This is a genomic window from Streptomyces sp. NPDC059957, assembly GCF_042730015.1.
GTDB lineage: Bacteria > Actinomycetota > Actinomycetes > Streptomycetales > Streptomycetaceae > Streptomyces.
The window spans coordinates 154,186-176,220 of the sequence record NZ_JBHWMB010000008.1 but is presented as its reverse complement, the minus strand read 5'-3'; the positions used below and the strand labels follow the sequence as shown (position 1 = coordinate 176,220).

Annotated in this window: 23 protein-coding genes; 11 read left to right on the top strand and 12 right to left on the bottom strand. The window is 72.8% G+C overall.

Going from position 1 to position 22,035, the window contains the following annotated elements; translation table 11 throughout:
- Entirely contained in the window at positions 1-852 is an 852-nt protein-coding gene (locus ACFWBW_RS08310; protein WP_385369576.1) for an AraC family transcriptional regulator, read from the top strand.
- Between the two features lie 620 nt (positions 853-1,472).
- Positions 1,473-2,129, top strand: a complete 657-nt coding sequence (locus tag ACFWBW_RS08305) for a DUF2716 domain-containing protein (RefSeq protein ID WP_385369574.1) — start codon at positions 1,473-1,475, stop codon at positions 2,127-2,129.
- Here the strand turns inward: ACFWBW_RS08305 and ACFWBW_RS08300 are convergent.
- Positions 2,126-2,929: a DUF4037 domain-containing protein gene (locus ACFWBW_RS08300; RefSeq protein WP_385369572.1), complete on the bottom strand. Its 804-nt coding sequence runs from the start codon at positions 2,927-2,929 to the stop codon at positions 2,126-2,128. The genes ACFWBW_RS08305 and ACFWBW_RS08300 overlap by 4 nt on opposite strands.
- 96 nt (positions 2,930-3,025) lie before the next feature.
- On the opposite strand from ACFWBW_RS08300, the gene ACFWBW_RS08295 reads away from it, so the two are divergent.
- Both ACFWBW_RS08295 and ACFWBW_RS08290 read left to right on the top strand, forming a co-directional pair.
- Positions 3,026-3,757, top strand: a complete 732-nt coding sequence (locus ACFWBW_RS08295) for an AzlC family ABC transporter permease (protein ID WP_385369618.1) — start codon at positions 3,026-3,028, stop codon at positions 3,755-3,757.
- Positions 3,754-4,062: an AzlD domain-containing protein gene (locus ACFWBW_RS08290; RefSeq protein WP_327255239.1), complete on the top strand. Its 309-nt coding sequence runs from the start codon at positions 3,754-3,756 to the stop codon at positions 4,060-4,062. The genes ACFWBW_RS08295 and ACFWBW_RS08290 overlap by 4 nt, the downstream gene beginning before the upstream one ends.
- Here ACFWBW_RS08290 and ACFWBW_RS08285 read toward each other — a convergent pair.
- A complete protein-coding gene (locus ACFWBW_RS08285; RefSeq protein ID WP_385369570.1) occupies positions 4,031-5,017 on the bottom strand; it encodes a hypothetical protein in 987 nt (328 codons plus the stop codon). The genes ACFWBW_RS08290 and ACFWBW_RS08285 overlap by 32 nt on opposite strands.
- A gap of 81 nt (positions 5,018-5,098) precedes the next feature.
- On the opposite strand from ACFWBW_RS08285, the gene ACFWBW_RS08280 reads away from it, so the two are divergent.
- Both ACFWBW_RS08280 and ACFWBW_RS08275 read left to right on the top strand, forming a co-directional pair.
- On the top strand, positions 5,099-5,293 hold the full coding sequence (locus ACFWBW_RS08280) for a DUF3046 domain-containing protein (RefSeq protein ID WP_254386113.1): 195 nt from the start codon (positions 5,099-5,101) through the stop codon (positions 5,291-5,293).
- 357 nt (positions 5,294-5,650) lie between these two features.
- Positions 5,651-6,745: an AI-2E family transporter gene (locus ACFWBW_RS08275; RefSeq protein ID WP_385369568.1), complete on the top strand. Its 1,095-nt coding sequence runs from the start codon at positions 5,651-5,653 to the stop codon at positions 6,743-6,745.
- On the opposite strand, the gene ACFWBW_RS08270 is transcribed toward ACFWBW_RS08275, so the two are convergent.
- Complete coding sequence (locus tag ACFWBW_RS08270; protein ID WP_385369566.1) at positions 6,693-7,454, bottom strand: Clp protease N-terminal domain-containing protein; 762 nt, start codon at positions 7,452-7,454, stop codon at positions 6,693-6,695. The genes ACFWBW_RS08275 and ACFWBW_RS08270 overlap by 53 nt on opposite strands.
- 47 nt (positions 7,455-7,501) lie before the next feature.
- Positions 7,502-8,134 carry a 2'-5' RNA ligase family protein gene (locus ACFWBW_RS08265; RefSeq protein WP_385369564.1) on the bottom strand — a complete coding sequence of 211 codons (633 nt, stop codon included), beginning with the start codon at positions 8,132-8,134 and terminating at the stop codon, positions 7,502-7,504.
- A 184-nt stretch (positions 8,135-8,318) separates the two neighbouring features.
- Here ACFWBW_RS08265 and recA point away from each other — a divergent pair, with 184 nt between their 5' ends.
- From recA to ACFWBW_RS08250, 3 genes are all read left to right on the top strand, one after another.
- Positions 8,319-9,443, top strand: coding sequence for a recombinase RecA (gene recA, locus ACFWBW_RS08260; RefSeq protein WP_385369562.1), 1,125 nt, complete (start codon positions 8,319-8,321; stop codon positions 9,441-9,443).
- Positions 9,444-9,446: 3 nt separating this feature from the next.
- Complete coding sequence (gene recX, locus ACFWBW_RS08255; protein WP_385369560.1) at positions 9,447-10,082, top strand: recombination regulator RecX; 636 nt, start codon at positions 9,447-9,449, stop codon at positions 10,080-10,082.
- 138 nt (positions 10,083-10,220) lie between these two features.
- The gene (locus ACFWBW_RS08250; RefSeq protein ID WP_385369558.1) at positions 10,221-12,779 is read left to right on the top strand and encodes an FtsX-like permease family protein; all 2,559 of its coding nucleotides are present in this window, start codon (positions 10,221-10,223) and stop codon (positions 12,777-12,779) included.
- Between the two features lie 371 nt (positions 12,780-13,150).
- Here the strand turns inward: ACFWBW_RS08250 and ACFWBW_RS08245 are convergent, their stop codons facing one another.
- The 8 genes from ACFWBW_RS08245 to ACFWBW_RS08210 all read right to left on the bottom strand — a co-directional run bounded on the left by ACFWBW_RS08245 (position 13,151) and on the right by ACFWBW_RS08210 (position 19,515).
- Positions 13,151-13,537, bottom strand: a complete 387-nt coding sequence (locus ACFWBW_RS08245; protein WP_385369616.1) for a rhodanese-like domain-containing protein — start codon at positions 13,535-13,537, stop codon at positions 13,151-13,153.
- The gene (locus tag ACFWBW_RS08240) at positions 13,528-14,091 is read right to left on the bottom strand and encodes a cysteine dioxygenase (RefSeq protein WP_385369556.1); all 564 of its coding nucleotides are present in this window, start codon (positions 14,089-14,091) and stop codon (positions 13,528-13,530) included. The genes ACFWBW_RS08245 and ACFWBW_RS08240 overlap by 10 nt, the downstream gene beginning before the upstream one ends.
- Positions 14,092-14,164: 73 nt before the next feature.
- Positions 14,165-14,212, bottom strand: a complete 48-nt coding sequence (locus ACFWBW_RS08235) for a hypothetical protein (RefSeq protein ID WP_311314449.1) — start codon at positions 14,210-14,212, stop codon at positions 14,165-14,167.
- Between the two features lie 97 nt (positions 14,213-14,309).
- Entirely contained in the window at positions 14,310-15,896 is a 1,587-nt protein-coding gene (locus ACFWBW_RS08230; protein WP_385369554.1) for an FAD-dependent monooxygenase, read from the bottom strand.
- Between the two features lie 212 nt (positions 15,897-16,108).
- On the bottom strand, positions 16,109-16,984 hold the full coding sequence (locus ACFWBW_RS08225) for an amino acid ABC transporter permease (RefSeq protein WP_385369552.1): 876 nt from the start codon (positions 16,982-16,984) through the stop codon (positions 16,109-16,111).
- Complete coding sequence (locus ACFWBW_RS08220) at positions 16,981-17,655, bottom strand: amino acid ABC transporter permease (RefSeq protein WP_385369550.1); 675 nt, start codon at positions 17,653-17,655, stop codon at positions 16,981-16,983. Before ACFWBW_RS08220 ends, ACFWBW_RS08225 begins: the two co-directional genes overlap by 4 nt.
- Positions 17,656-17,771: 116 nt before the next feature.
- Positions 17,772-18,626 (bottom strand): glutamate ABC transporter substrate-binding protein, encoded by an 855-nt coding sequence (locus ACFWBW_RS08215; RefSeq protein WP_385369548.1) that lies wholly within the window; start codon positions 18,624-18,626, stop codon positions 17,772-17,774.
- Between the two features lie 103 nt (positions 18,627-18,729).
- The gene (locus ACFWBW_RS08210; protein ID WP_385369546.1) at positions 18,730-19,515 is read right to left on the bottom strand and encodes an amino acid ABC transporter ATP-binding protein; all 786 of its coding nucleotides are present in this window, start codon (positions 19,513-19,515) and stop codon (positions 18,730-18,732) included.
- 318 nt (positions 19,516-19,833) lie between these two features.
- Here ACFWBW_RS08210 and ACFWBW_RS08205 point away from each other — a divergent pair, with 318 nt between their 5' ends.
- Together ACFWBW_RS08205 and ACFWBW_RS08200 are read left to right on the top strand one after the other, a co-directional pair.
- Positions 19,834-20,595 carry a response regulator transcription factor gene (locus ACFWBW_RS08205; RefSeq protein WP_385369544.1) on the top strand — a complete coding sequence of 254 codons (762 nt, stop codon included), beginning with the start codon at positions 19,834-19,836 and terminating at the stop codon, positions 20,593-20,595.
- A 12-nt stretch (positions 20,596-20,607) separates the two neighbouring features.
- Positions 20,608-22,026: an ATP-binding protein gene (locus tag ACFWBW_RS08200; RefSeq protein WP_385369542.1), complete on the top strand. Its 1,419-nt coding sequence runs from the start codon at positions 20,608-20,610 to the stop codon at positions 22,024-22,026.
- Positions 22,027-22,035: the final 9 nt, after the last annotated feature.

Here is a 22,035-nt window from a genome sequence, read left to right as displayed (position 1 = left end):
ATGGGCACGGGGACGACCGGAGCGGACGAGGGCCGCCGGGAGTGGGCGCGGCACTGGCAGTACGCGGAACTGCCCGGGCTGGACCTCCTGCGCGCCCACTACGTACGCCACACCTTCCCGCGCCACGCCCACGACGGGTACGTCATCGCGGCCGTCACCGGCGGCGTCGAGGAGATCGGCCTGCCGGGCGACACCCTGCGCGCCGGGCCCGGCAGCGTGGTCCTGATCAACCCCGAGGTCCCGCACACCGCCCGCGCCGGGGTCCCCGAGGGCTGGGCCTACGCCACCCTCTACCCTTCCCGGGCGCTGATCACCGAGGTCGCCACCGAGATCGGGACCCTGCGCGGAACCCCCGGCTTCACCGCCGACATGGTCGCCGACCCGCAGGCCTCGCGGGCCATCACCGAGGTCCACCGGGCCGCCGAGGCCGGCAACGCGCTGGCCGCCGACACCCTGCTGCGCGGGGTGGTGGCGCGGATGCTGACCCGGCACGCCGGGCCGCTGCCCGCCCGTACGGCCGGCCGCGCGGGGGCCGCCGACGCGGAGCGGGCCCGGGCCGTACTGGAGGAGCGGATGGGGGAGCCCCCGTCGCTGGAGCAGCTCGCGGCGGAGCTGGGCACCAGCCCCTTCGCCCTGCTGCGGGCCTTCCGGGACCGATACGGCATGCCCCCGCACACCTGGCTGACCGACGCCCGGGTCCGGCGGGCGCGGCGGCTGCTCGACGCGGGGATCCCGCCGGCGGAGGCGGCCGTCACGGTCGGCTTCACCGACCAGCCGCACCTGAACCGGCACTTCACCCGCATCGTGGGGGTGCCGCCGGGCGCCTACCGGCGGGGGCGGGCGGCCGGTTAGGGTCCCGATCATGGACCGGTTGGAGCAGGCCAGGGTGTGGGGCGCGTACGCCGAGCAGGTGCGCGGGCGGGTGCCCGAGTGGGCGCCGCCGGGCGCGGTGGTGGAGCAGGACGGGCCCCTCGTACGGACCCACTACGGCACGCACGGGACGGTCGGCCACCGGCCGCTGACGCACATCGGGCGCGGGGAGCTCGCGGAGCTGGTGCGGCGGCAGCAGGCGGCCTTCGCCGCGCGGAGCGAGCCGGTGGAGTGGAAGGTGTACGGGGCCGATCCGTCGGCCCTGGCCGAGGAGCTGGAGGCGGCCGGATTCACGGCGGACCCGGAGCGGTCGCTGCTGGTGGCGGAGTGCGCGGGGCTCGCGCGGATACGGAGCGATGGCCGGGTGCGGTCCGTCGGCTCCGGGGCGGGGGCCGGGGAGCTGGCCTCGGCCGGCGGCCCGCACGCGAGGGCGCTTGGGGAGGTGGAGGCCGACGGATGGGCCGCTTACGGCCGCAACGGCCGGGGGGACACTGTGGGCCTGTTCGACCACGATCGCATGACGGCCCTCGGGTGGGCGGGGGCGCTTCGCGGACTCCGATTTCGTCGAGATCGGCGGGCTGACCGGACCGTACCCCGAACTGGTGCAGGCCTTCGCCCCGCTCGCCGGGAAGCCGTTCCGGATGGGGCGCGAGGCGCCGTACTGCGTGGCCGAGGCCGACGGGGACCTGCGGACCGCGCTCACCGCCGCCGGGTTCGTGGAACTTACGACCGTGCGCACCCACCGGTGGCATCCGGAGGGAAGCCCGGCCCGGACCCGACCGGTCCGGGAGACCAGGGATTCGGTCGAGGGCGGGCTCTGGGACCGTCTCGAGGAGGAGTTCGGCTTCCGTCCGAGCATGCATCGGTTTCCCGGGATCGACGAACCAGTCCCGTCCGTCACCTGGCCGCTCGAAGCACTGGACATCGAGGCGGAGGCGCTCGGCGTCCTCAACGGGATCGTCAACCGTGCGCTGACCGAACTCACGCGCCCCGGGGAGCCGGTGGTCTGGCTCGACTGGCAGCACACCAGTTACGTATTCGATCCCCACCGGGTGGGTGGACCAGGCGAACCGGATTGGCCCGGGGCGGTCTGCCCGAACGGCGACTACTACCTCTACCTCCACCCCGACCTGCGCTTCGGCACCTTCGGCCACCCCTGGGAGCAGACCCTGTGCGTCTGGGGCGCCGGGCTGCTCGCCGCCGTCGAGGCGGAGCTCACCGAGCTGCTCGGTGAGCCCTTGCGGCGGCGGGACGGCTAGGACACCAGGCCCGCGCGGGTCTCCTCGATCAGGGATCGGGCCTCGGTCACCGTGGCCGTCAGGGACTCGGGCGTCGTGCCCTGCGCGCCCAGCAGGGTGCGGACGCGGTCGCCGAAGCCGGGCGGAGCCGACGGCAGGAGCTCGGCCGCGGCCAAGGCGCCCTTCTCGTTCAGGCACCAGCGGCGGTCCGCCGCGTACAGGGCCTGGACGAGGATGCCGAAGGCCTTGGACAGGCAGAGGGAGACGTAGAGGGCGTCCGCGCGGGCCGCGCCCTTCGCGGCGCCCGCTGCGAGGAACTCCGCCTCCCAGGCGCCGGCGATCAGCGCGTCGCGGAGCGGCTCCGGGTAGGCCGAGGCCGTGGTGCGCAGGGCGGTCAGCTCGCCCGTCGGGTCCGCCAGGACCTGGCCCAGGGCCACCTCGCCCGGGTAGCAGGGGGACCAGAAGCCGAGGGGGTGGCCCGGCTGCACGCCCACCTCGTAGCGACCCTCGCGGCACTCCTGCCACACCCGCTCCACCCGGTCCAGGTCGCGCAGGATCCAGTCGACCGCCACGCCGTCGACCCGCAGCCAGGCTCCGCCGTTGACCCAGGGGCCCCAGCCGCCCGGTCCGGCCACCTCCACGTCCGGTCCGGCCAGTGCGCCGAGCGCGGCGAGGTCGAGGGTGCCGCGGTAGTAGACGCCGAGGTCCCAGTCCGATTCGGGGCGGTGCTCGCCGCGGGCCCGGCTGCCTCCGAGCATGACTCCGCATATGCCGGGCACCGCGGCCAGCCGGTCCGCCATTTCCTTGATCACTTCGTGCATGGTGCAAGAACGTACAAGACCCGGATGCCGTGGCCTGCGTAATTTCGGGGCGTGGGAGAACATCGGATGGCCATACAAGAAGAACCCGGGCACGAGATGCCCGGCCGAGCGGTCCCTGGCCGAGCGGTCCCCGGCGGAGCGGCTCCTGGCGCGCCCGAGGTGGACAAGCCGCGCGCCGCCGTGGTCCGGGACGCGCTCGGCGTCGGGGTGGCGGTCGGGCTGTCCGGCTTCGCCTTCGGGGTGACCGCCGCCGGGTCCGGGGTCAGCACCCTCCAGGCGTGCGTGCTGAGCCTGCTGGTGTTCACCGGGGCCTCGCAGTTCGCGCTGGTCGGAGCTCTGGCCGCCGGCGGGAATCCGTTCACGGCCGCCGCCGGGGCCTTCTTCCTCGGGACCCGCAACGCCTTCTACGGGCTGCGGCTGTCCCAGCTGCTCGCGCTGCCCAAGGGCGTACGCCCCTTCGCCGCGCACTGGGTGATCGACGAGACCACCGCCGTGGCCCTGGCCCAGCCCGACCGGAAGTCGGCACGGCTCGGCTTCACCGTGACCGGGCTGAGCCTCTACGTCCTGTGGAACCTCACCACCCTGCTGGGCGCGCTCGGCGCCGAGGCCATCGGGGACACCAGGGCGTGGGGGCTGGACGCCGCCGGGCCCGCCGTGTTCCTCGCGCTGCTCGCGCCGATGCTGAAGACCGGCACCGAGCGGGCCGTCGCCGCGCTCGCCCTCGTCCTCGGGCTGGGCCTGCTGCCCGTACTGCCCGCCGGGGTGCCCGTGCTGATCGCGGCGCTGGCCGCGCCGATCGTGCTGTGGATGAAGGGAAGCCGCTCGTGAACGTCTGGATCGCCATCGGGCTCACCGTCGTCGGCTGCTACGCCGTGAAGCTCGCCGGACTGCTCGTCCCCGCCGGAGCCCTGGAGCGGCCCGCGGTGCGCAAGCTCGCAGCCCTCCTGCCGGTCGCGCTGCTCGCCGCGCTCACCGCGCAGCAGACCTTCGCCACTGGGCAGGAGCTCGTGCTCGACGCCCGCGCCGCCGGGCTCGCGGCCGCCGCGGTCGCGCTGCTCCTGCGGGCCCCGTTCCTCGTCGTGGTCGCGGCGGCCGTCGCCGTCACCGCGGGGCTGCGGGCCCTGGGAGGCTAGCGCCCGCCCGGGCCGCGCCGGGGAGCCGGCCGTACGCGCGCAGGGTCAGCAGCGCCTCCAGCGTGGCGATCGGGCGCCGTTCCAGCGAGCTGCCCGGCGCCCACGCCTCGCGGTGCGCGGGCCAGCCGCCGTCCGGCTGCTGCAGGTCCGCCAGGAAGCGCAGCGAGCCGTCCAGCTCGGCGTCCGTGAACCAGCCGCGGGCGAGGGACTCCGGGCGGCGGGCGAAGTCGTACGGGTACAGGTGCTCGCCCGGCGCGTGGCCGGGGACCGGCGGGTACGCGTCCGGCCGCGCGGGGTCCAGTACGACGAGCCGCTGCTCGCGGACGAGGCGCCCCAGCCGGTCGGCAGCCGCCGCCGCCCGGGACCGGTCGGGGACACCGTCGAGGAAGGCCACCGCGCCCTGGGCCTCGTACGGGTGCCAGTGGCGCAGGTTCTCCACCCGGTCCCAGCAGAAGTCCGTCGCCCGGAACAGCCAGGCGTGCCACACCCGGTTGCGGTGCAGGATCCCGACGACGGGGCCGGTGGCCAGCAGGTCGCCCGGCGGATCGTCGTGCAGGGGGTGGTAGGGGGCCGCCGGGTAGCCGCCGGAGGCCGGAGCCGTCGCGGGAAGCGCTCCGTCCGGGGTGGAGACCCGGATCAGGTGGGCGCAGAGCCGCTCGATGCGCTGTCCGGCACAGCGGCCCAGGCCGTCCAGGACGCGCAGGGCATGGGCGGTGTGCAGCGGGTGGCTCAGCGGACCGCGCAGATCCGGGTCGAGGGCGTGGCCGTATCCGCCGTCGCTACCGAGGTAGGCGCCGAGGGCGGCATCGACCGGGTCGGCGTCCCCGCCGAGGAAGTGGAACGCGAACCGCCGCTGCTCCAGCACACGGGCCGTGAGCCAGATGAACTGCTCGGCGCGGGCCGGCGCACTCGTCGCCGTCGGCGCCGCCGGGGCGCAAGCTTCGTCTCCAGGCATGCCAGGAACCGTAGGGGCCCGGGCGGCGCCGAGGTGGCCCGAACGGGGAGGGTGCACTCTCCGGGGCGGGATACTGGAGGCATGCGGTTGACGATTTTCTGGGAGCGGATGGCCGAGCACTTCGGCGCGGGCTACGCGGACTCCTTCGCGCGGGACCACGTCATGACGGAGCTCGGGGGACGCACGGTCCACGAGGCGCTGGACGCGGGCTGGGAGACCAAGGACGTGTGGCGCGCGGTGTGTTCGGCGGTGGACGTACCCGCTTCGCTGCGCTAGCGCGGTGGGCCCGGCCGGCCCTTCCGCCGCTCTGCCCGCCGGCAGGTCCGCCGACAGGTCCGCCGACCGTTCCGGCGGCCGGTCCGGCGACCGGATTCCCCGGCCGGGGAGGGGCCGCGGCGATTGCTTCGTGGTTCGCGGCGCCGGTGGGACAGACTGGTCGGCGTGGCAGCCAGTGATGAGACGACCGACCGGCCCGAAAACCTCCGGACCGTGCCGCCGGCCCGCCCCGCGGACCTGGCGGACCCCGCCGACCCGGCGGACCCTTCGGCCGCAGGCCCCGTGCCGGGAGCCCCCCGAGCGCCGGGTCCTCCCCGGCGGCCGGCCACCGGGGAACCGGCTCCGGCGGATGCGCGGATGCCGCGCTGGCTGCCGCGCGCCGTGGTCCTCGTACTGGCCCTGGTGGCCTGCTTCCAGCTCGGCAGCTGGGCCTTCCACCAGCTCATCGGCCTGCTCGTCAACATCCTGATCGCGTTCTTCCTCGCGCTCGCGATCGAACCGGCCGTGGCCCGGATGGCGGCCCGCGGCGTACGCCGCGGACTCGCCACCTTCCTGGTGTTCCTCGGGGTGTTCGGCGCGGCCGTCGGGTTCGTCGTCCTGCTCGGCTCGGTGCTGGCCGGGCAGATCGTCGACCTGGTGGAGGGCTTCCCCGGCTATCTCGACTCGCTGATCGGATCGATCAACGACACCTTCCACACGGAACTGTCCCGGCTGGAGATCCAGGACAGCCTGCTGCACTCGGACTGGCTGCAGAAGTACGTGCAGAACAGCGCGACCGGCGTGCTCGACGTGTCCGCCACCGTGCTCGGCGGACTGTTCAAGCTGCTGACGATCGGTCTGTTCTCCTTCTACTTCGCCGCCGACGGGCCGCGGCTGCGCCGTTCTCTGTGCTCCGTACTGCCGCCCGCGAAGCAGGCGGAGGTGCTGCGGGCCTGGGAGATCGCCGTCACCAAGACGGGCGGGTACCTCTACTCGCGCGGGCTGATGGCACTGATCTCCGGGATCGCGCACTACATCGTCTTCGCGGTGCTGGGCGTGCCGTACGCGCCCGCGCTCGCGGTGTGGGTGGGGCTGGTGTCGCAGTTCATCCCCACCATCGGCACCTACCTGGCGGGCGCGCTGCCGATGCTGATCGCCTTCACGGTCCACCCCTGGTACGCGCTGTACGTCCTCGGATTCGTGGTGGTGTACCAGCAGTTCGAGAACTACGTGCTCCAGCCGAAGCTGACCTCGAAGACGGTGGACATCCACCCGGCGGTGGCCTTCGGATCGGTCATCGCGGGCACCGCCCTGCTGGGCGCGGTCGGGGCGCTCATCGCGATCCCGGCCGTCGCCACGATGCAGGCCTTCCTCGGCGCGTACGTGAAGCGGTACGCGCTGACCGGAGACGCGGACGCCTCTACTTCCCGGGACCGTCCGAGGCGCCGAGTACGGATTCCAGGGCGTCGTTGACCCAGTTCTCGACGATGTGCTTGTCCACGCCGAGGCCGCTGAGCGCCCCCGCCCCGTTCTCCAGCTCCAGGAGCGCGAGCAGGATGTGCTCGGTGCCCACGTAGTTGTGGCCCAGGCGCAGGGCCTCGCGGAAGGTGAGCTCCAGGGCCTTCTTCGACGAGGCGTCGAAGGGGACCAGCTCGGGGACGTCCTCCACGGCCGGGGGCAGGGCAGCGGTCACGGCCGCGCGCACGTCGTCGGCCGCGATCCCCTGGGCGGCGACGGCGTGGGCGGCGAGGCCGTCGGGCTCGGAGAGGAGCCCGAGGACGAGGTGCTCGGTGCGGATCTCGGTGTTGCCGGCGGCGCGGGCCTCGTTCTGCGCGGTGACCACCACGTTGCGGGCGCGGGGGGTGAAGCGGCCGAAGCCCTGGCTGGGGTCGAGTCCCGCGTCGCCCTCCTTGTCGGCCTTGGGCACGAAGCGCTTCTGGGCGGCCTGGCGGGTGACGCCCATGCTGCGGCCGATGTCGGTCCAGGAGGCGCCGGAGCGGCGGGCCTGGTCGACGAAGTGGCCGATGAGGTGGTCGGCGACGTCCCCGAGGGCTTCGGCGGCGACGACTGCGCCGCTGAGCTGCTCCAGGGTGTCGGTGTGGACCTTCTTGATGGCCTCGATGAGGTCGTCGAGGCGTACCGGATTGGTCATGCGAACGGGTTCCACCGAAGGGTTCGTCATGAGTGCAACCCTAGGTTGACAGTCGAGCGGGTGTCAACCACGGGTTGTCACTTCTTCGGCTCTCGCTCCCCGGGCTCTCGCAGTGCGAACCTCGCGCGCTCGCGCCAGGCCGTCCCGTCGTAGGCCACCAGCTCGACGGCGCGGACGCGGGCGGCGACGGGGAGACGGCTGCCCAGGCCCGCCTCGGCGGCGTCCAGGTCCGCCTCCCGGGCGCGCTGGGCCACCGTGAGGTGCGGAACCGGGTCCGGGTAGCGGCCGCCGTAGGGCCGGAGCTCCGGCCAGCGCTCGGTGAGTGCGAGGGTCAGCCGGCGGAGCGGGGCGTCCGGCTCGGGGGCGAGGTAGAGCATCCCGGGGAACCGGCCGGTCCGCTCGAAGCGCACATCGAAGGCGTGGTGGGGGCGCAGGGCTGCGGCGATCCCGGCGTGGACGGAGGCGTCGATCAGGGCCTCCGGGAGGAACGGGTAGAGCACGCTCACGTGCGCGGGCACCCCGGCCCCGGCCCGGGCCGCCGGGTCGATCCGGTCCTGCCAGTCCCGGACGGCGGGCTCCGCTTCGGGTATCCGCACGATGAGCGCGGTGCGGCCGGCGGGGAACATGCTGGAGGTGGCGTCCGCGGCGTCTGTGGCGTCCGTGGCGGCGGCGCTGTCCGTGGTGTCCGTCGTGTCCGTGCTGTCCGTCATGGGAGTGGATCATGCCACCCGTCGGTGTGGCGGACGGGTCCGGCGTGGCGCGCTTGACAGGGAAATCGAACACGCATTCTTATTGGTTATCCACAGTCAAAACGGACGTGGGACCGCGTTGTCAGTGGCAGGCGTTAGCGTCAATGGCGTGAAGCGATCGACTCAAGCAAATCGGGTGGAACCCATGGCAGGCAACGACCGCGAGAAGGCTCTCGAAGCCGCGCTCGCACAGATTGAACGGCAGTTCGGCAAGGGTGCCGTGATGCGTCTCGGCGACAAGCCGAACGACCCCATCGAGGTCATCCCCACCGGATCGACCGCGCTCGACATCGCGCTCGGCGTCGGTGGACTGCCGCGCGGCCGTGTGATCGAGGTCTACGGGCCGGAGTCCTCCGGTAAGACGACCCTGACCCTGCACGCCGTGGCCAACGCGCAGAAGGCCGGCGGCACCGTGGCCTTCGTGGACGCCGAGCACGCGCTCGACCCCGAGTACGCCAAGGCCCTCGGCGTCGACACGGACAACCTCATCCTGTCCCAGCCGGACACCGGTGAGCAGGCGCTGGAGATCGTGGACATGCTGGTCCGCTCCGGTGCCCTGGACCTCATCGTCATCGACTCCGTCGCGGCCCTCGTGCCCCGCGCGGAGATCGAGGGCGAGATGGGCGACTCGCACGTGGGTCTCCAGGCCCGCCTCATGAGCCAGGCCCTCCGCAAGATCACCGGTGCGCTCAACCAGTCCAAGACCACCGCGATCTTCATCAACCAGCTCCGCGAGAAGATCGGTGTGATGTTCGGCTCGCCGGAGACCACCACCGGTGGCCGCGCGCTGAAGTTCTACGCCTCCGTGCGCCTCGACATCCGGCGCATCGAGACCCTCAAGGACGGCACGGACGCGGTCGGCAACCGCACCCGCGTCAAGGTCGTCAAGAACAAGGTCGCGCCGCCGTTCAAGCAGGCCGAGTTCGACATCCTCTACGGCCACGGCATCAGCCGCGAGGGCGGCCTGATCGACATGGGCGTGGAGCACGGCTTCGTCCGGAAGGCCGGTGCCTGGTACACGTACGAGGGCGACCAGCTCGGCCAGGGCAAGGAGAACGCGCGGAAGTTCCTCTGCGACAACCCCGCCCTCTCCGACGAGATCGAGCGGAAGATCAAGGAGAAGCTGGGCGTCGGTATCCGCAAGGACGCCGCGGCGACTGCCGCCGCCACGGCCGAGGCCGGCGCTGACGCGTCCGCCGAGACCGCTGCGGTGCCCGCTCCCGCGTCGAAGGCCAAGACCGCGGTCAAGGCCGCCGTCGCCAAGAGCTGACCCGTGTGGGAGCAGGAGAGGGGCGGCGCGGACGGCGCTGAGGACCGCCGTGAGGGCAGTCGCCGGGGCCGCCGCGAGAGCGGCGGCCGGGGAGGCCGTCGTGCGGAGGGCCGTGAGGGGCGGGAGGACCGCCAGGAGCTGCCGCCCCAGAGTCCCGAGGAGCAGGCGCGGGCGATCTGTCTGCGCCTGCTCACCGGGATGCCGCGCACCCGGCGCCAGCTCGCGGACGCCCTGGCCAAGCGGGACATCCCCGAGGAGGTGTCGGAGCAGGTCCTCTCCCGGTTCGAGGAGGTGGGCCTGATCGACGACGCCGCCTTCGCCGGGGCCTGGGTCGAGTCCCGGCACCGGGGGCGGGGGCTGGCCCGCCGGGCGCTCGCACAGGAGCTCCGTACCAAGGGGGTGGCACCCACCCTCGTACAGGAGGCACTGGAACAGCTGGACTCCGACCAGGAGGAGGAGACCGCCCGGGAGCTCGTGGAGCGCAAGCTCCGCGCGACCCGGGGCTTGGAGCGGGACAAGCGGATCCGGCGCCTCGCCGGAATGCTCGCCCGCAAGGGGTACCCCGAGGGCATGGCCCTGCGGGTGGTCCGCCGCGCACTGGAGGCGGAGGGCGAGGACTCCGAAGACCTGACGCTCTGACGGGGTGACCCGGGGCCCGACAGGCTCTGGGCCGAGGGGCGCGCCACGCGGGTGCGGAGTGGGGTGGGGTTAGCCCCCGGCCGAGGACGCCGGGGCGCTCCAATGTCCCAAGGCGGCCCCGGCGGCAGAGTTTTCCCCATGATGCTGCGCTACGCACTCCAGACCGTCAGAGACCGCAAGGCCGGTTTCCTCGGCGCCTTCCTCGCCCTGTTGTGCGCGGCGGCCCTCGTCACCGCCTGCGGAACCCTCCTGGAGACGGGACTGCGCGGAACGATCGCCACCGAGCGCTACGCGGGCGCCCCGGTGGTCGTCTCCGCCGACCAGAACGTCCACACGACGACGGTCAAGGTGAAGAAGAAGGGCGACGAGCCGAAGGTCAAGACGAAGCACAAGGCCAAGCCCGTCGCCGAACGGGCCTGGCTGCCGGCCACCACCGTGGACACCGTCCGCGCGGTGCCCGGAGTGGAGCGGGCCGTCCCCGAGCTCACCTTCCAGGCCGTGCCGCTCACTCGGGGCGGACCGGGCGGCGAAGGCGCGAAGCCCTCGTACGGGCACGCCTGGAGCTCGGCCGCGCTCACCCCCTTCACACTCGCCGAAGGTCGCGCCCCCCAGGGCGGTGACGAGATCGTCGTCGACCGCGGACTCGCCGCCCGCGCGGCCCTGAAGCCCGGCTCCGAGCTCGTCGTGCAGTCCACCGGCGCGCCCAAGACCTATACGGTCAGCGGGATCGCCGCCGCGGCCGGCGGGAGCCTCGCGCACCAGAGCGCGCTCTTCTTCGGCGACGCCGAGGCGCAGCGGCTCGCCGCCCGCGAAGGCCGGGTCAGCGCCATCGGGGTACTGCCCCGGGCCGGGGTCGACGCGAGTGAGCTGGCCGCACGGATCCGGCAGGCGCTCCACGGCACCACCGCACAGGTGGCCACCGGAGACGGGCGGGGCCCCGTGGAGTTCCTCGACGCCGCCGGCGCCCGGATCAAGCTCGTCTCCATGGGCGGCGCGATGGGCGGTACCTCGCTCCTCGTGGCGGTCCTCGTGGTCGTCGGCACCTTCTCCCTGTCGATCCAGCAGCGCCACCGCGAGCTCGCCCTGCTCCGCGCCATCGCCGCCACGCCCAGGCAGCTGCGGCGCATGATCGGCCGCGAGGCGCTGCTCGTCGGGCTCGCCGCCGGAATCGCGGGAGCCCTCGCCGGACTGCCGCTGGCCGCCTGGCTGCACGGCCGGTTCGTCGACGCGGGCGTCGTCCCCGTGACCCTGGAGCGCACCGCCGGGATCTTCCCGATGATCGCCGCCGTCGGCGCGAGCCTGCTCGGAGCATGGGCCGCGGCCCGGATCACCGCACGGCGGGTGGCGCGCGTCCGCCCCGCCGAAGCACTGGCCGAGGCCGCCGTCGAGCGGAGCCGGCCCGCGTGGGCGCGGCTCACCGCCGGGGCGCTGCTGCTGGCGGCCGGCGTGGTCCTGGTCGCCGTACTGAGCACGCTGCGCACCGAGCCGGCTTCGACTCCGGTCACCTTCCTCGCCGTCGTGGTGCTCGCCGGAGCCGTCTCGCTGCTGGGCCCGCTCATCGTCAAGGGCGCGGCCGCACTGCTCGCCGGGCCGTTGCTGCCGGCCGGCCCGGGCGGCCGCCTGGCCACCGCGAACCTGCGCGGCAACGCGACCCGGATGGCCTCCGCCGTCACCCCGCTCACCCTCCTGATCGGGATGGCCTGCACCGTGCTCTTCGTCACCCCGACGCTCGGTGACGCCGCCCGGGCACAGGCCCGTGAGGGAGTACGGGCCGAGTGGGTGCTCCAGGGCCGCGGGCCGGGGGTTCCCGGCGCCGCCGCCGAGCGGATCCGCCGGACCCCCGGGGTCCTCGCGGCCACCGAGGTCGTGCACACGTCGATCCGGGTGGGGCTGACGAAGTACGCGGCGCAGGGCGTGACCCCGGCCGGGCTGGACCGGACCTGGGACCCGGGGGTGACGGCCGGGAGCCTGGCGGGGTTCGGGGAGGAGAGCGTCGCGGTGAGCGAACTGGCCGCCGACCAGCTGGACCTGAAGCCTGGCAGCCCGCTCTCGCTGACGCTTGGCGACGGAACGCCTGTCACCCTGACCGTGTCCGCGGTGTACGCGCGGGGGCTGGGCTTCGGGGACGTGACGCTGCCGCACCATCTGGTCGCCGCGCACGTGGACGACCCGCTGGCTTCGAGCGTGCTGGTGGCGGGGCCGGCGGTACGGGCGGCACTCGCCTCGGCGGTACGGGACCACCCGGGCGTGGCCGTGCTGTCGGCCGCCGAAGCGGACGGCGCACGGGCGGAGCGGCAGGCGGCCGGGTCGGAGATCAACCTCCTGGCGATGGGACTCGTCCTGGCCTTCACCGCGATCGCGGTGGCCAACACCCTGGCGATGTCCACGGGGGAGCGGCTGCGGGAGTTCGCGATGCTGAGGCTCGCGGGGGCGACGCGTCGGCAGGTGCGGGGGATGCTGCGGGTGGAGGCGCTGGCGGTGCTCCTGATGGGGGTGGTGCTGGGGTCGGGGATCTCACTGGCGGTGCTCACCGCGTTCAGCGTGGGCATGACGGGGACGGCGGCCCCGGCGGTGCTCCCGCTGGTGTACGGGCTGGTCGTGGGCGGGGCGGGGCTGGTGGCGCTGTGCGCCACGGGCTTCGCCGGACGGGTGGCGATGCGGCCGCGCCCGGTGGACCTCGCGGCGGCCAAGAGCTGACTCCATGGCTCCGCCCCGGGCCCCGCGGCCCCCGTACGTGCCGATGCGCGGGGCGGAGTTCCCCTACCCGCCCTTCCGCCGGGCGCTGCCCGGAGCCCAGTCCTCAAACGCCGGACGGGCGGAAAAGATCGCCTCAAACGCCGGCGGGGCTGGAAAATCCAGCCCCGCCGGCGTTTGAGGCGCGGGGTCCGGGGCGGAGCCCCGGGGAACGGTGGAAGGGCGGGTAGGGGACCTCACCCCGCAGGGCAGACCCAGCCGCACCCGGCCACCGGCCCGCGCGCCAGGCGGCGGTGGCGGCAGCACCGACCAACCACCGACGGACGGAGTCCGGCGCAGCGGCACGAAGCCCGCGCAGCGGTGCGAGGGGCGCGTCAGGAAGGAGCAACGGGCAGGCCGGCCGCCTTCCAGGCCTGGAAGCCGCCCGTGAGGTCCGTCGCGTTGGGGAGGGACAGGGAGTGGAGGGAGGCGGCCGCGAGGGTGGAGGCGTACCCCTCGTTGCAGATGACGATGATGCGGACGTCGTGGTCCACCGCCTCCGGGAGGCGGTGGGAGCCTTCGGGGTCGAGGCGCCATTCCAGTTCGTTGCGCTCGACCACGAGCGCGCCCGGGATCAGACCGTCCCGTTCGCGCAGGGCCTGGTACCGGATGTCGACCAGCAGGGCCCCGGTCAGGGACTCCGCGTGCGCCCGGGCCGGGTCCACGCGGGTGTACGTGGTCCGCAGCCGGTCGACGAGGGCGTCGATGCCGCTCACTGCCAGTCCGCCGGACGCTCGACCTGCTCCAGCGTGAGCACCGGGCCGGTGCGGCTGTAGCGGCGGATCAGGGGGAGCGGCGGGTAGTACGCGTGGACGGAGATGGCGTGCTCGGTCGCGGACTCGTTGAGCACCTCGTGCACGTGGTGCTCACCGAAGGCCCGTCCGGTGCCCGCGCCCAGCCGGCGCGTGCGGTCCACGTCGGGGGCCAGGGACAGGGACTGCCAGCCCTCCGAGGGGAGGCGGACCGCCAGGGAGTGCTCCGTGAGGCGCCCGCGAGCGGTGGTGAACGCGCCCCGCGACTCGGCGTGGTCGTGCCAGCCGGTGCCGGTGCCGGGCGGCCAGCCGATCAGCCAGGCTTCGCTGCCGCCCGGGCCGTCGAGCCGGATCCAGGTCCGGCCCTCGGGATCGAGGGGGAGGGAGGCGATCAGCTCGGGGTCGGAGGCGATGCGCAGGGTGAAGTCGAGGAGATCCGCCGCCGAGAGGGCCGGAGCGGCCGGAGCGGCCGGGGCGGAAGCCGGAACCGTCGCCGGGGCAGGGGCGTGCGTGGGTGCAGACATGGAGGGTGACCGTCCTGGGGGTTCGCGAGAGCGCGCGGCACATCCGCATGGGGGCGCGCGGGGGAAGGGCGAATCAGCAGGAAGGGCGACATACGCAGCCCGCGTAGCGGAGCAGGTCCATATGGACCCTCCGCCACAGGCGTACGTCGTTGCCGGTCATGTCCGCGAGTGAAGCACGACTCGGCCGGAGGGTCAATCGATCATCGCTCGATGGACGCTCAATCGATGACGGGTGCGGCGGCGGGCAGGGCCCTGGGGGCCGCCTTGGCCGGGGGCGCTTCCGGCGCGCCGTGCCGGACCGCGTCCGCGGCCTCGTACAGCTCGGCCGGGTGGACCCCGGCGAAGGTGGCCGCGAGGTGCCCGTCCGGTCGTACGAGGAGCACGGTGTGCGCCGCCGCCCCCGGGTAGCCGTCCGCCACGAGCAGCTCCGTCCGGACCGGCAGCGCGGCGACCGCCGCCGCGAGGCGGGGCATCAGGCCTGCGCCCACCCAGTGCCGCCGGTCCCAGACCCCGGTGCCCGGGGCGACGAGGACGACGAGCAGCCGGCCCCGCCCCAGCTGGTCGCGCAGCGGCACCGTCGAGCCGTCGGGCGCGGTCACCGGGACGTTCTCCACGGGGCCGCCCGGCTCGGTGGCGGTGGGCACGTCGTGGACGGCCACGGGTGGGGCGTACACCGGCTCCGCGCCGAGCGGGCCGCGCCCCAAGTGGCCGTCCGTCAGAAGCAGTTCGGCGGTGCGCGAGGCTCCCGGGAGGTAGGTCCGCAGGCCGTTCCCGGTGCGCAGTACGGGCATGGCCTGGTCGGCGGCGCGCAGTCGGGCGGCCACCGCCCTGCGGCGCTCGGACTCGTAACTGTCGAGGAGTTCCTCGGAGGCCCCCTGGTGCCAGGCGAGGGAGAGCTTCCAGGCGAGGTTCTCGGCGTCGCGGAGCCCCTCCTGGACGCCCTGGGTGCCGAGGGCGCCGAGCAGGTGCGCCGCGTCCCCGGCGAGGAAGCAGCGGCCGTCGCGCCAGCGCCGGGCGAGCCGGTGGTGCAGGGTGTGGACCCCGGTGTCGAGGAGCTCGTACGGGGGTGTCGTGCCCCCGCACCACAGCGCGAGGCTGTCGCGGATGAGGGTCACCAGCGCGTCGGGGGTGACGAGTTCCCCGCGCGCGGGGAGCAGCCAGTCCAGCCGGTACACCCCGTCGGCCAGCGGCCGGGCGGTGACCTCCTCGGGCGGGCTCCGGTGCAGCAACGCTTCGCCGGGCCAGGGCAGTTCGGTACGCAGGGCGGCCACGGCGTGCCGTTCGACGGCGGTGCGGCCGGGGAAGCGGATGCCGAGCAGCTTGCGCACGGTGGACCGGGCTCCGTCGCAGCCGACCAGGTGGCTCCCGCGCCACCACGTGGTCTCGGCACCCCGGGTGTGGGCGGTGACCCCGCGGCCGTCCTGCTCCAGGGCGTCGAGTTTGCTCTCGGTGACCAGCTGGACCAGCGGGTGCGCGGCGGCGGCGTCGCGCAGTCCGCGGGTCAGGGCGTGCTGGGGCAGGTGGATCGGGGCCGGGCCGTCCTCGAAGGTGATCCGCTGGGACTCGCGGCCGCGCCGCATGGTGCGCCAGGCGGTGAAGTACGCGCCCTCGTCGCGCAGGGTCGTACAGCCCAGCCGGTGCACCATGGCGGCGGTGTCGGCGTGCAGGGCGACGGTGCGGGCGGGGCGGAGCTCGTCCTTGCCGGAACCCTCGTCGAGCACGACGCAGGGCACGCCCTGGCCGGCCAGGGCGAGGGACAGGGACAGCCCGACGGGCCCCGCGCCGACGACGATCACCGGGTCCATGATGTGGCTCCCGGTGTCCGGTATGTGATCACAGAACGTATGCAACCCACTGGAGGTGCCTGCGTCAAGTGACGCCGGTCCGGACAATGCCGTGTGGTGCGGCGGATGAGTTCCGCCGCACCACACGTGTCCCGCCAGTGTACTGACCGGCTGTCAGGCCGGATGCCGGACGCGGGTTCGAGCGCATGTCCGATGCCGCGCCGGGAGGATCGTCAGACGCCGGTGTTCTCACCCGCGTTGATCAGATCCGGCGGGACGACCGCGCCGGTGCTCCGCTTCGACTTCCGCAGCCGGCCCTCCAGCCAGGAGGCGAAGGAGGTGAGGGCGAAGTTCACCGCGATGTAGATCGCCGCGATCACGAGCAGGGTCGGGATGGTGTTGCTGTAGTTCGCCGAGATCTGCCGGTATGTGGTCAGCAGTTCGGCGAGGCCCAGTACCGCACCGCCGATGGCGGTGTCCTTGAGGATCACCACGAGCTGGCTGACCAGTGCGGGCAGCATTGCGGTCACCGCCTGCGGGAGCAGGACGTAGGTCATGACCTGGCCCTTGCGCATGCCGATCGCCTTCGCGGCGTCGGTCTGGCCCTTCGGCAGCGACTCGACGCCGGCCCGGACGATCTCGCCGATGACCGCGGAGTTGTAGAGGACCAGCCCGGTGATCACCGCGTACAGCGGCCGCACCTCGGAGTCCACGCCGGTGTACTGCACGTAGAAGGCGGAGCCGAAGAGCATCAGCATCAGCACGGGGATGGCCCGGAAGAACTCGACCCAGGTGCCCACGATGCTGCGTACCCACGCGTGGTCGGAGAGCCGGCCCATGCCGAGGACGGCGCCCAGGGGCAGGGCGATCACCATGGAGATGGCGCCGGCCAGCAGGGTCTCGCCGAGTCCGGGGAGCAGGAACGTCGTCCAAACCTGCCCGTCGGTGAAGAAGGGGCTCCACTTGTCGGCGTCGAGCTGGTTCTTGTCCGCCAGGGCGGACAGCACCCACCAGGCGACGGCCGCGGCCACGACGAGGAAGATCCCGCTGTAGATCCAGTTGCGCGCCTTGGCCTTGGGGCCCGGGGCGTCGTACAGCACGGAGGTCATCGCTTCACCGCCACTCGCTTGGCAACCCAGCCGAGCAGCAGGCCGGTGGGCAGGGTCAGAAGGACGAAGCCGAGGGCGAAGACGCCGAAGACGGCGAAGAGCGCCTGCGGCTCGTTCTCGACCATCTCCTTCATCAGCAGCGCGGCCTCGGCCACGCCGATCGCCGCGGCCACCGTGGTGTTCTTGGTGAGGGCGATCAGTACGTTGGCGAGCGGCGCGATGACCGCCCGGAAAGCCTGGGGGAGCACGATCAGGGTGAGCGTCTGGATGAAGCTCATGCCCAGGGCGCGGGAGGCCTCGGCCTGGCCGACCGGGACCGTGTTGATGCCCGAGCGGATCGCCTCGCAGACGAAGGTGCCGGTGTAGGCGATGAACCCGAGGACCGCGAGACGGAAGCCGATCTCCTTGAAGGTGCCGCCGCCGAGGGTGACGCCGAGGGTCTGGTTGAGGCCCAGCGAACAGCCGATGATCAGCACGGTCAGCGGGGTGTTGCGCACGAGGTTGACGTACGCGGTGGCGAAGCCCCGCATGAGCGGGACCGGGCTGACCCGCATCCCGGCCAGTACGGTGCCCCAGATCAGGGACCCGACGGCCGAGTAGAGGGTGAGCTGAACCGTCACCCAGAAGGCTCCGAGCACGTCGTACTGCCCGGAATCAAGAAAATCGAACACGATGGCCTGCGCTCTCCCCAGGATGGCCAGGTTGGCCGGTGGGACACGGCGCCGCCCGCGGCAGGCGGGCGGCGACGCTCCTCACCGATGGATCGGCCGGCGGACCGGCCGCCGGGTCAGCTGCCTTCGGTGACCGCGGGGGCCGGCTCGGCCTTGTAGCCGGCCGGGCCGAAGTTCTTCTCGATGGCCGCTGCCCAGGCACCGTCGGCCTCCATCTTCTTGATGGCGGCGTTGACCTTGGTCTGAAGCTCCTTGTCGCCCTTCTTCAGACCGATGCCGTAGTTCTCGTTGCTCAGGCTCAGCCCGACCAGCTTGAACTTGCCCTTGTTCTTGTCCTGCGCCGCGTAGCCGGCCAGGATCGAGTTGTCCGTGGTCAGCGCGTCGAGGGTCTTGTTCTCCAGGCCGGTCAGGCACTCGGAGTAGCCGCCCACCTGCTGCAGGTCGGCCTCGGGGGCCAGCTTGGTCTTGACGTTCTGCGCCGACGTGGAGCCGGTGACCGAGCAGAGCTTCTTCTTGTTGAGGTCCTCGGCCTTGGTGATCGAGGTGTCGTCGGCGCGGACCAGCAGGTCCTGGTGCGCGAGGAAGTACGGGCCGGCGAAGTCGACCCGCTCCTTGCGCTTGTCGTTGATCGAGTAGCTCGCCACGACCAGCTTCACGTCACCGTTGGAGATGAGGTTCTCGCGCTCGGCGCTGACGGCCTGCTTGAACTCGATCTGGTCCGGCGCGTAGCCGAGCTCCTTGGCCACGTACGTCGCCACGTCCACGTCGAAGCCCGTGAACTTGCCGTCGGGGGTCTTGAGGCCCACACCCGGCTGGTCGAACTTGATGCCGATGACGATCTTGTCGTTCTTGGCCCCGCCCGACGCACCGGCGTCGCTGCCGGTCTTGTCGCTGGAGCCGCCGCAGGCGGTCGCGGTCAGGGCGAGAGCAACGGCGATGGCGGCGGCCGCGCCGACCTTGGAGAGCTTCATGGTGGACTTCCCTCGAAGTGAGACGTGAGTCAGACGTGAAGTGAGACGTACGACGTGCGTGCTGGACGACGATCCGTCACCGGATCACTACCAGATACGAAGGTCAGTGGTGCAGGATCTTCGAGAGGAAGTCCTTGGCCCGGTCGCTCCGCGGGTTGCTGAAGAACTGCTCGGGAGTCGCTTCTTCGACGATCTTTCCGTCGGCCATGAAGACGACCCGGTTGGCGGCGGAGCGGGCGAAGCCCATCTCGTGCGTGACGACGACCATGGTCATCCCCTCCCGGGCGAGCTGCTGCATGACCTCCAGCACCTCGTTGATCATCTCCGGGTCGAGGGCCGAGGTCGGCTCGTCGAAGAGCATCACCTTCGGCTCCATCGCAAGGGCGCGGGCGATGGCCACGCGCTGCTGCTGGCCGCCCGAGAGCTGCGCCGGGTACTTGTCGGCCTGCGAGCCGACACCCACGCGGTCGAGGAGGGCCTTCGCCTTCTCCAGGGCCGCCGCCTGGTCCGTCTTGCGGACCTTGAGCTGGCCCAGCATCACGTTCTGCAGCACCGTCTTGTGGGCGAAGAGGTTGAACGACTGGAAGACCATGCCCACATCGGCGCGCAGCTTGGCCAGCGCCTTGCCCTCCGACGGCAGTTGCTTGCCGTCGAGGGTGATGCTGCCCGAATCGATCGTCTCCAGGCGGTTGATGGTCCGGCACAGCGTGGACTTGCCCGACCCCGAAGGGCCGATCACCACGACGACCTCACCGCGGGCAATGCTCAGATCGATGTCCTGAAGCACGTGCAGCGCGCCGAAGTGCTTGTTGACGTTGCTCAGCACGACCAGGTCGTCCGCGGCACCGGCCGCGTCCCGCACGTCCTTGGTCACTGATACTCCGCTCATCGGCTTGTGGCTCCGTCCTCCTCGGTTGGGAGGACAGTAGTGACGTGGTGCGCACAGCGTCATTACATCTGAGGGAGAATTGAGCATAACGATCCGGCCTCGCGCCGATACGCTCCGTACCCGCGGGCGTCCGGCAGCGGCCGCGGCGTACCGGGTGAGTAACGGAACCTCCGTCGGACCGGAACCGCCTTGACGTGGGAGTGCGGATCGGCGTGGATGCTTGATGGCCCATGATGTCCGCCAGGCGAACACGAAGAGATCGCCCAGCGGACGCGAAGAGATCGCCAAGAGATCGACAGAGATGGAGAGGGGGACGACATGAGACTGCTGCTCGTCGAGGACGACGACCACGTCGCCGCCGCCCTGTCCGCGATCCTCGCCCGGCACGGCTTCAAGGTCACCCACGCCCGCAGCGGTGAGGAGGCCCTGCAGGCCCTGCTGTCGGCTGGCACGCCGCCCCAGGCCTCTCCCTACGGGGTGATCCTGCTCGACCTCGGTCTGCCCGACCAGGACGGGTACGAGGTGTGCGGCAAGATCCGCAAGCGCACCAGTACGCCCGTCATCATGGTCACCGCGCGGGCCGACGTGCGCTCCCGCATCCACGGACTCAACATGGGCGCCGACGACTACGTCACCAAGCCCTACGACACCGGCGAACTCCTCGCCCGCATCCACGCGGTGGCCCGCCGTACGGGCGCCTCCGAGGAGAACACCCCCGCCGGTACCGCGGGCACGCCCGGCGTGGTCCGCCTCGGGGCCGTCGGCATCGAGCTGGCCACCCGCCGGGTCAGCGTGGACGGCACCGACGTACCGCTCACCCGCAAGGAGTTCGACCTGCTGGCCCTGCTCGCGCAGCGCCCCGGGGTCGTCTTCCGCCGCGAGCAGATCATCAGCGAGGTCTGGCGCACCAGTTGGGAAGGCACCGGCCGGACCCTCGAGGTGCACGTGGCCTCGCTGCGGTCCAAGCTGCGGATGCCGGCGCTCATCGAGACCGTCCGCGGCGTGGGGTACCGGCTCGTCGTACCGCCCGCCCCGGCGACCCCGGCCCCGCCCGCCGCCTCCGCCCCGCCCGCCGTCTAGCGGTCACCCGTCGTGCGCGCCCGTCTGCTCCCGCTGCTCGTCGTCCTGATGGCGGGCGTCCTGCTCGCCCTCGGCTTCCCGCTCGCGGTGGCCCTGGCGGCCGGGCAGCAGCAGCGGGTGGTCGTCGACCGGATCGACGACAGCGCCCGCTTCGCGGCGCTGGCCCAGTTCGTCATCGACGCCGAGGGCTCGAAGTCCAGCGGGGCCGACGAGCGCCGCGAAACCCTCCAGCACGAACTGGCCCGCTACCAGGAGCTGTACGGGATCCGCGTCGGCGTGTTCCGCCGGAACGACGACGCCATCGCCCGGTCTCCGAGCTGGTGGATGGTTCCGGGTCAGGGAGAGGACCGCCGTGCCTTCGAGGCGGCGCTCGCCGGGCGGCGCAGCCACGATCCCGGCCAGGTGTGGCCGTGGCAGACCAACGGCAGGATCCTCGTCGCCTCCCCCGTCGTCCTCGACGGGGACGTCGTCGCCGTCGTCGCCACCGACTCGCCCACCGGCCAGATGCGGGCCCGGATCCTGCGCGGCTGGCTGCTCATCGTCGCCGGGCTCAGTGCGGCCATGCTCGTGGCCTTCGGCGCCGCCCTGCGGCTGACCAGCTGGGTGCTCAAGCCCGTGCAGACCCTGGACGCGGCCGCCCACGGCATCGCCACCGGGCGGATGAACTCCCGTGTCGCGGCGGGCGGCGGGCCCCCGGAACTCAGGCGCCTGGCCCGCTCGTTCAACGAGATGGCCGACAACGTCGAAGAGGTGCTGGAACAGCAGCGCGCCTTCGTCGCCGACGCCTCCCACCAGCTGCGCAACCCCCTCGCCGCACTGCTCCTGCGGATCGAGCTGCTCGCCCTCGAACTGCCCGAGGGCAACGAGGAGATCGCCTCCGTGCGGACCGAGGGCAAGCGGCTGACCCAGGTCCTCGACGACCTGCTGGACCTGGCTCTGGCCGAGCACGCCGCCGCCGAGATCAGCCTGATAGACATCGCGGGGCTGGCCGCCGAGCGGGTGACCGCCTGGCGCCCGTTCGCCGAGGAGAAGGGCGTCCGGCTCACCGGGACGGGGCGCAGCGCCGCCACCGGCTGGGCCGACCCGATCGCGCTCTCCAGCGCGCTCGACGCCGTCATCGACAACGCCCTCAAGTTCACTCCGGCGGGTGAAGACGTCGAGGTGGCGCTCTCCGTGGACAGCGACCGGGTGCTGATCGTGGTCGCCGACCGGGGCCCCGGGCTCACCGAGGAGGAGATGCTGCGGATCGGGGACCGGTTCTGGCGCAGCGGACGCCACCAGAACATCAAGGGCTCCGGCCTGGGCCTGTCCATCTCCCGCATCCTGCTCGCCGCGGGCGGCGGGTCCCTCTCCTACGAGCAGAACCCGCCGCACGGGCTGCGCGTGACGGTGGCCGTCCCGCGCACCGACCCCACCGCGCTGCCCGAGTGAACCGCTAGG

Coding starts and splice junctions, on each gene's coding strand:
- ACFWBW_RS08310 (WP_385369576.1), top strand. CDS start 1: ATGGGCACGGGGACGACCGGAGCGGACGAGGGCCGCCGGGAGTGGGCG.
- ACFWBW_RS08300 (WP_385369572.1), bottom strand. CDS start 2,929: ATGCACGAAGTGATCAAGGAAATGGCGGACCGGCTGGCCGCGGTGCCC.
- ACFWBW_RS08295 (WP_385369618.1), top strand. CDS start 3,026: ATGCCCGGCCGAGCGGTCCCTGGCCGAGCGGTCCCCGGCGGAGCGGCT.
- ACFWBW_RS08285 (WP_385369570.1), bottom strand. CDS start 5,017: ATGCCTGGAGACGAAGCTTGCGCCCCGGCGGCGCCGACGGCGACGAGT.
- ACFWBW_RS08280 (WP_254386113.1), top strand. CDS start 5,099: ATGCGGTTGACGATTTTCTGGGAGCGGATGGCCGAGCACTTCGGCGCG.
- ACFWBW_RS08275 (WP_385369568.1), top strand. CDS start 5,651: ATGCCGCGCTGGCTGCCGCGCGCCGTGGTCCTCGTACTGGCCCTGGTG.
- ACFWBW_RS08270 (WP_385369566.1), bottom strand. CDS start 7,454: ATGACGAACCCTTCGGTGGAACCCGTTCGCATGACCAATCCGGTACGC.
- ACFWBW_RS08265 (WP_385369564.1), bottom strand. CDS start 8,134: ATGACGGACAGCACGGACACGACGGACACCACGGACAGCGCCGCCGCC.
- recA (WP_385369562.1), top strand. CDS start 8,319: ATGGCAGGCAACGACCGCGAGAAGGCTCTCGAAGCCGCGCTCGCACAG.
- ACFWBW_RS08250 (WP_385369558.1), top strand. CDS start 10,221: ATGATGCTGCGCTACGCACTCCAGACCGTCAGAGACCGCAAGGCCGGT.
- ACFWBW_RS08240 (WP_385369556.1), bottom strand. CDS start 14,091: ATGTCTGCACCCACGCACGCCCCTGCCCCGGCGACGGTTCCGGCTTCC.
- ACFWBW_RS08230 (WP_385369554.1), bottom strand. CDS start 15,896: ATGGACCCGGTGATCGTCGTCGGCGCGGGGCCCGTCGGGCTGTCCCTG.
- ACFWBW_RS08225 (WP_385369552.1), bottom strand. CDS start 16,984: ATGACCTCCGTGCTGTACGACGCCCCGGGCCCCAAGGCCAAGGCGCGC.
- ACFWBW_RS08215 (WP_385369548.1), bottom strand. CDS start 18,626: ATGAAGCTCTCCAAGGTCGGCGCGGCCGCCGCCATCGCCGTTGCTCTC.
- ACFWBW_RS08210 (WP_385369546.1), bottom strand. CDS start 19,515: ATGAGCGGAGTATCAGTGACCAAGGACGTGCGGGACGCGGCCGGTGCC.
- ACFWBW_RS08205 (WP_385369544.1), top strand. CDS start 19,834: ATGAGACTGCTGCTCGTCGAGGACGACGACCACGTCGCCGCCGCCCTG.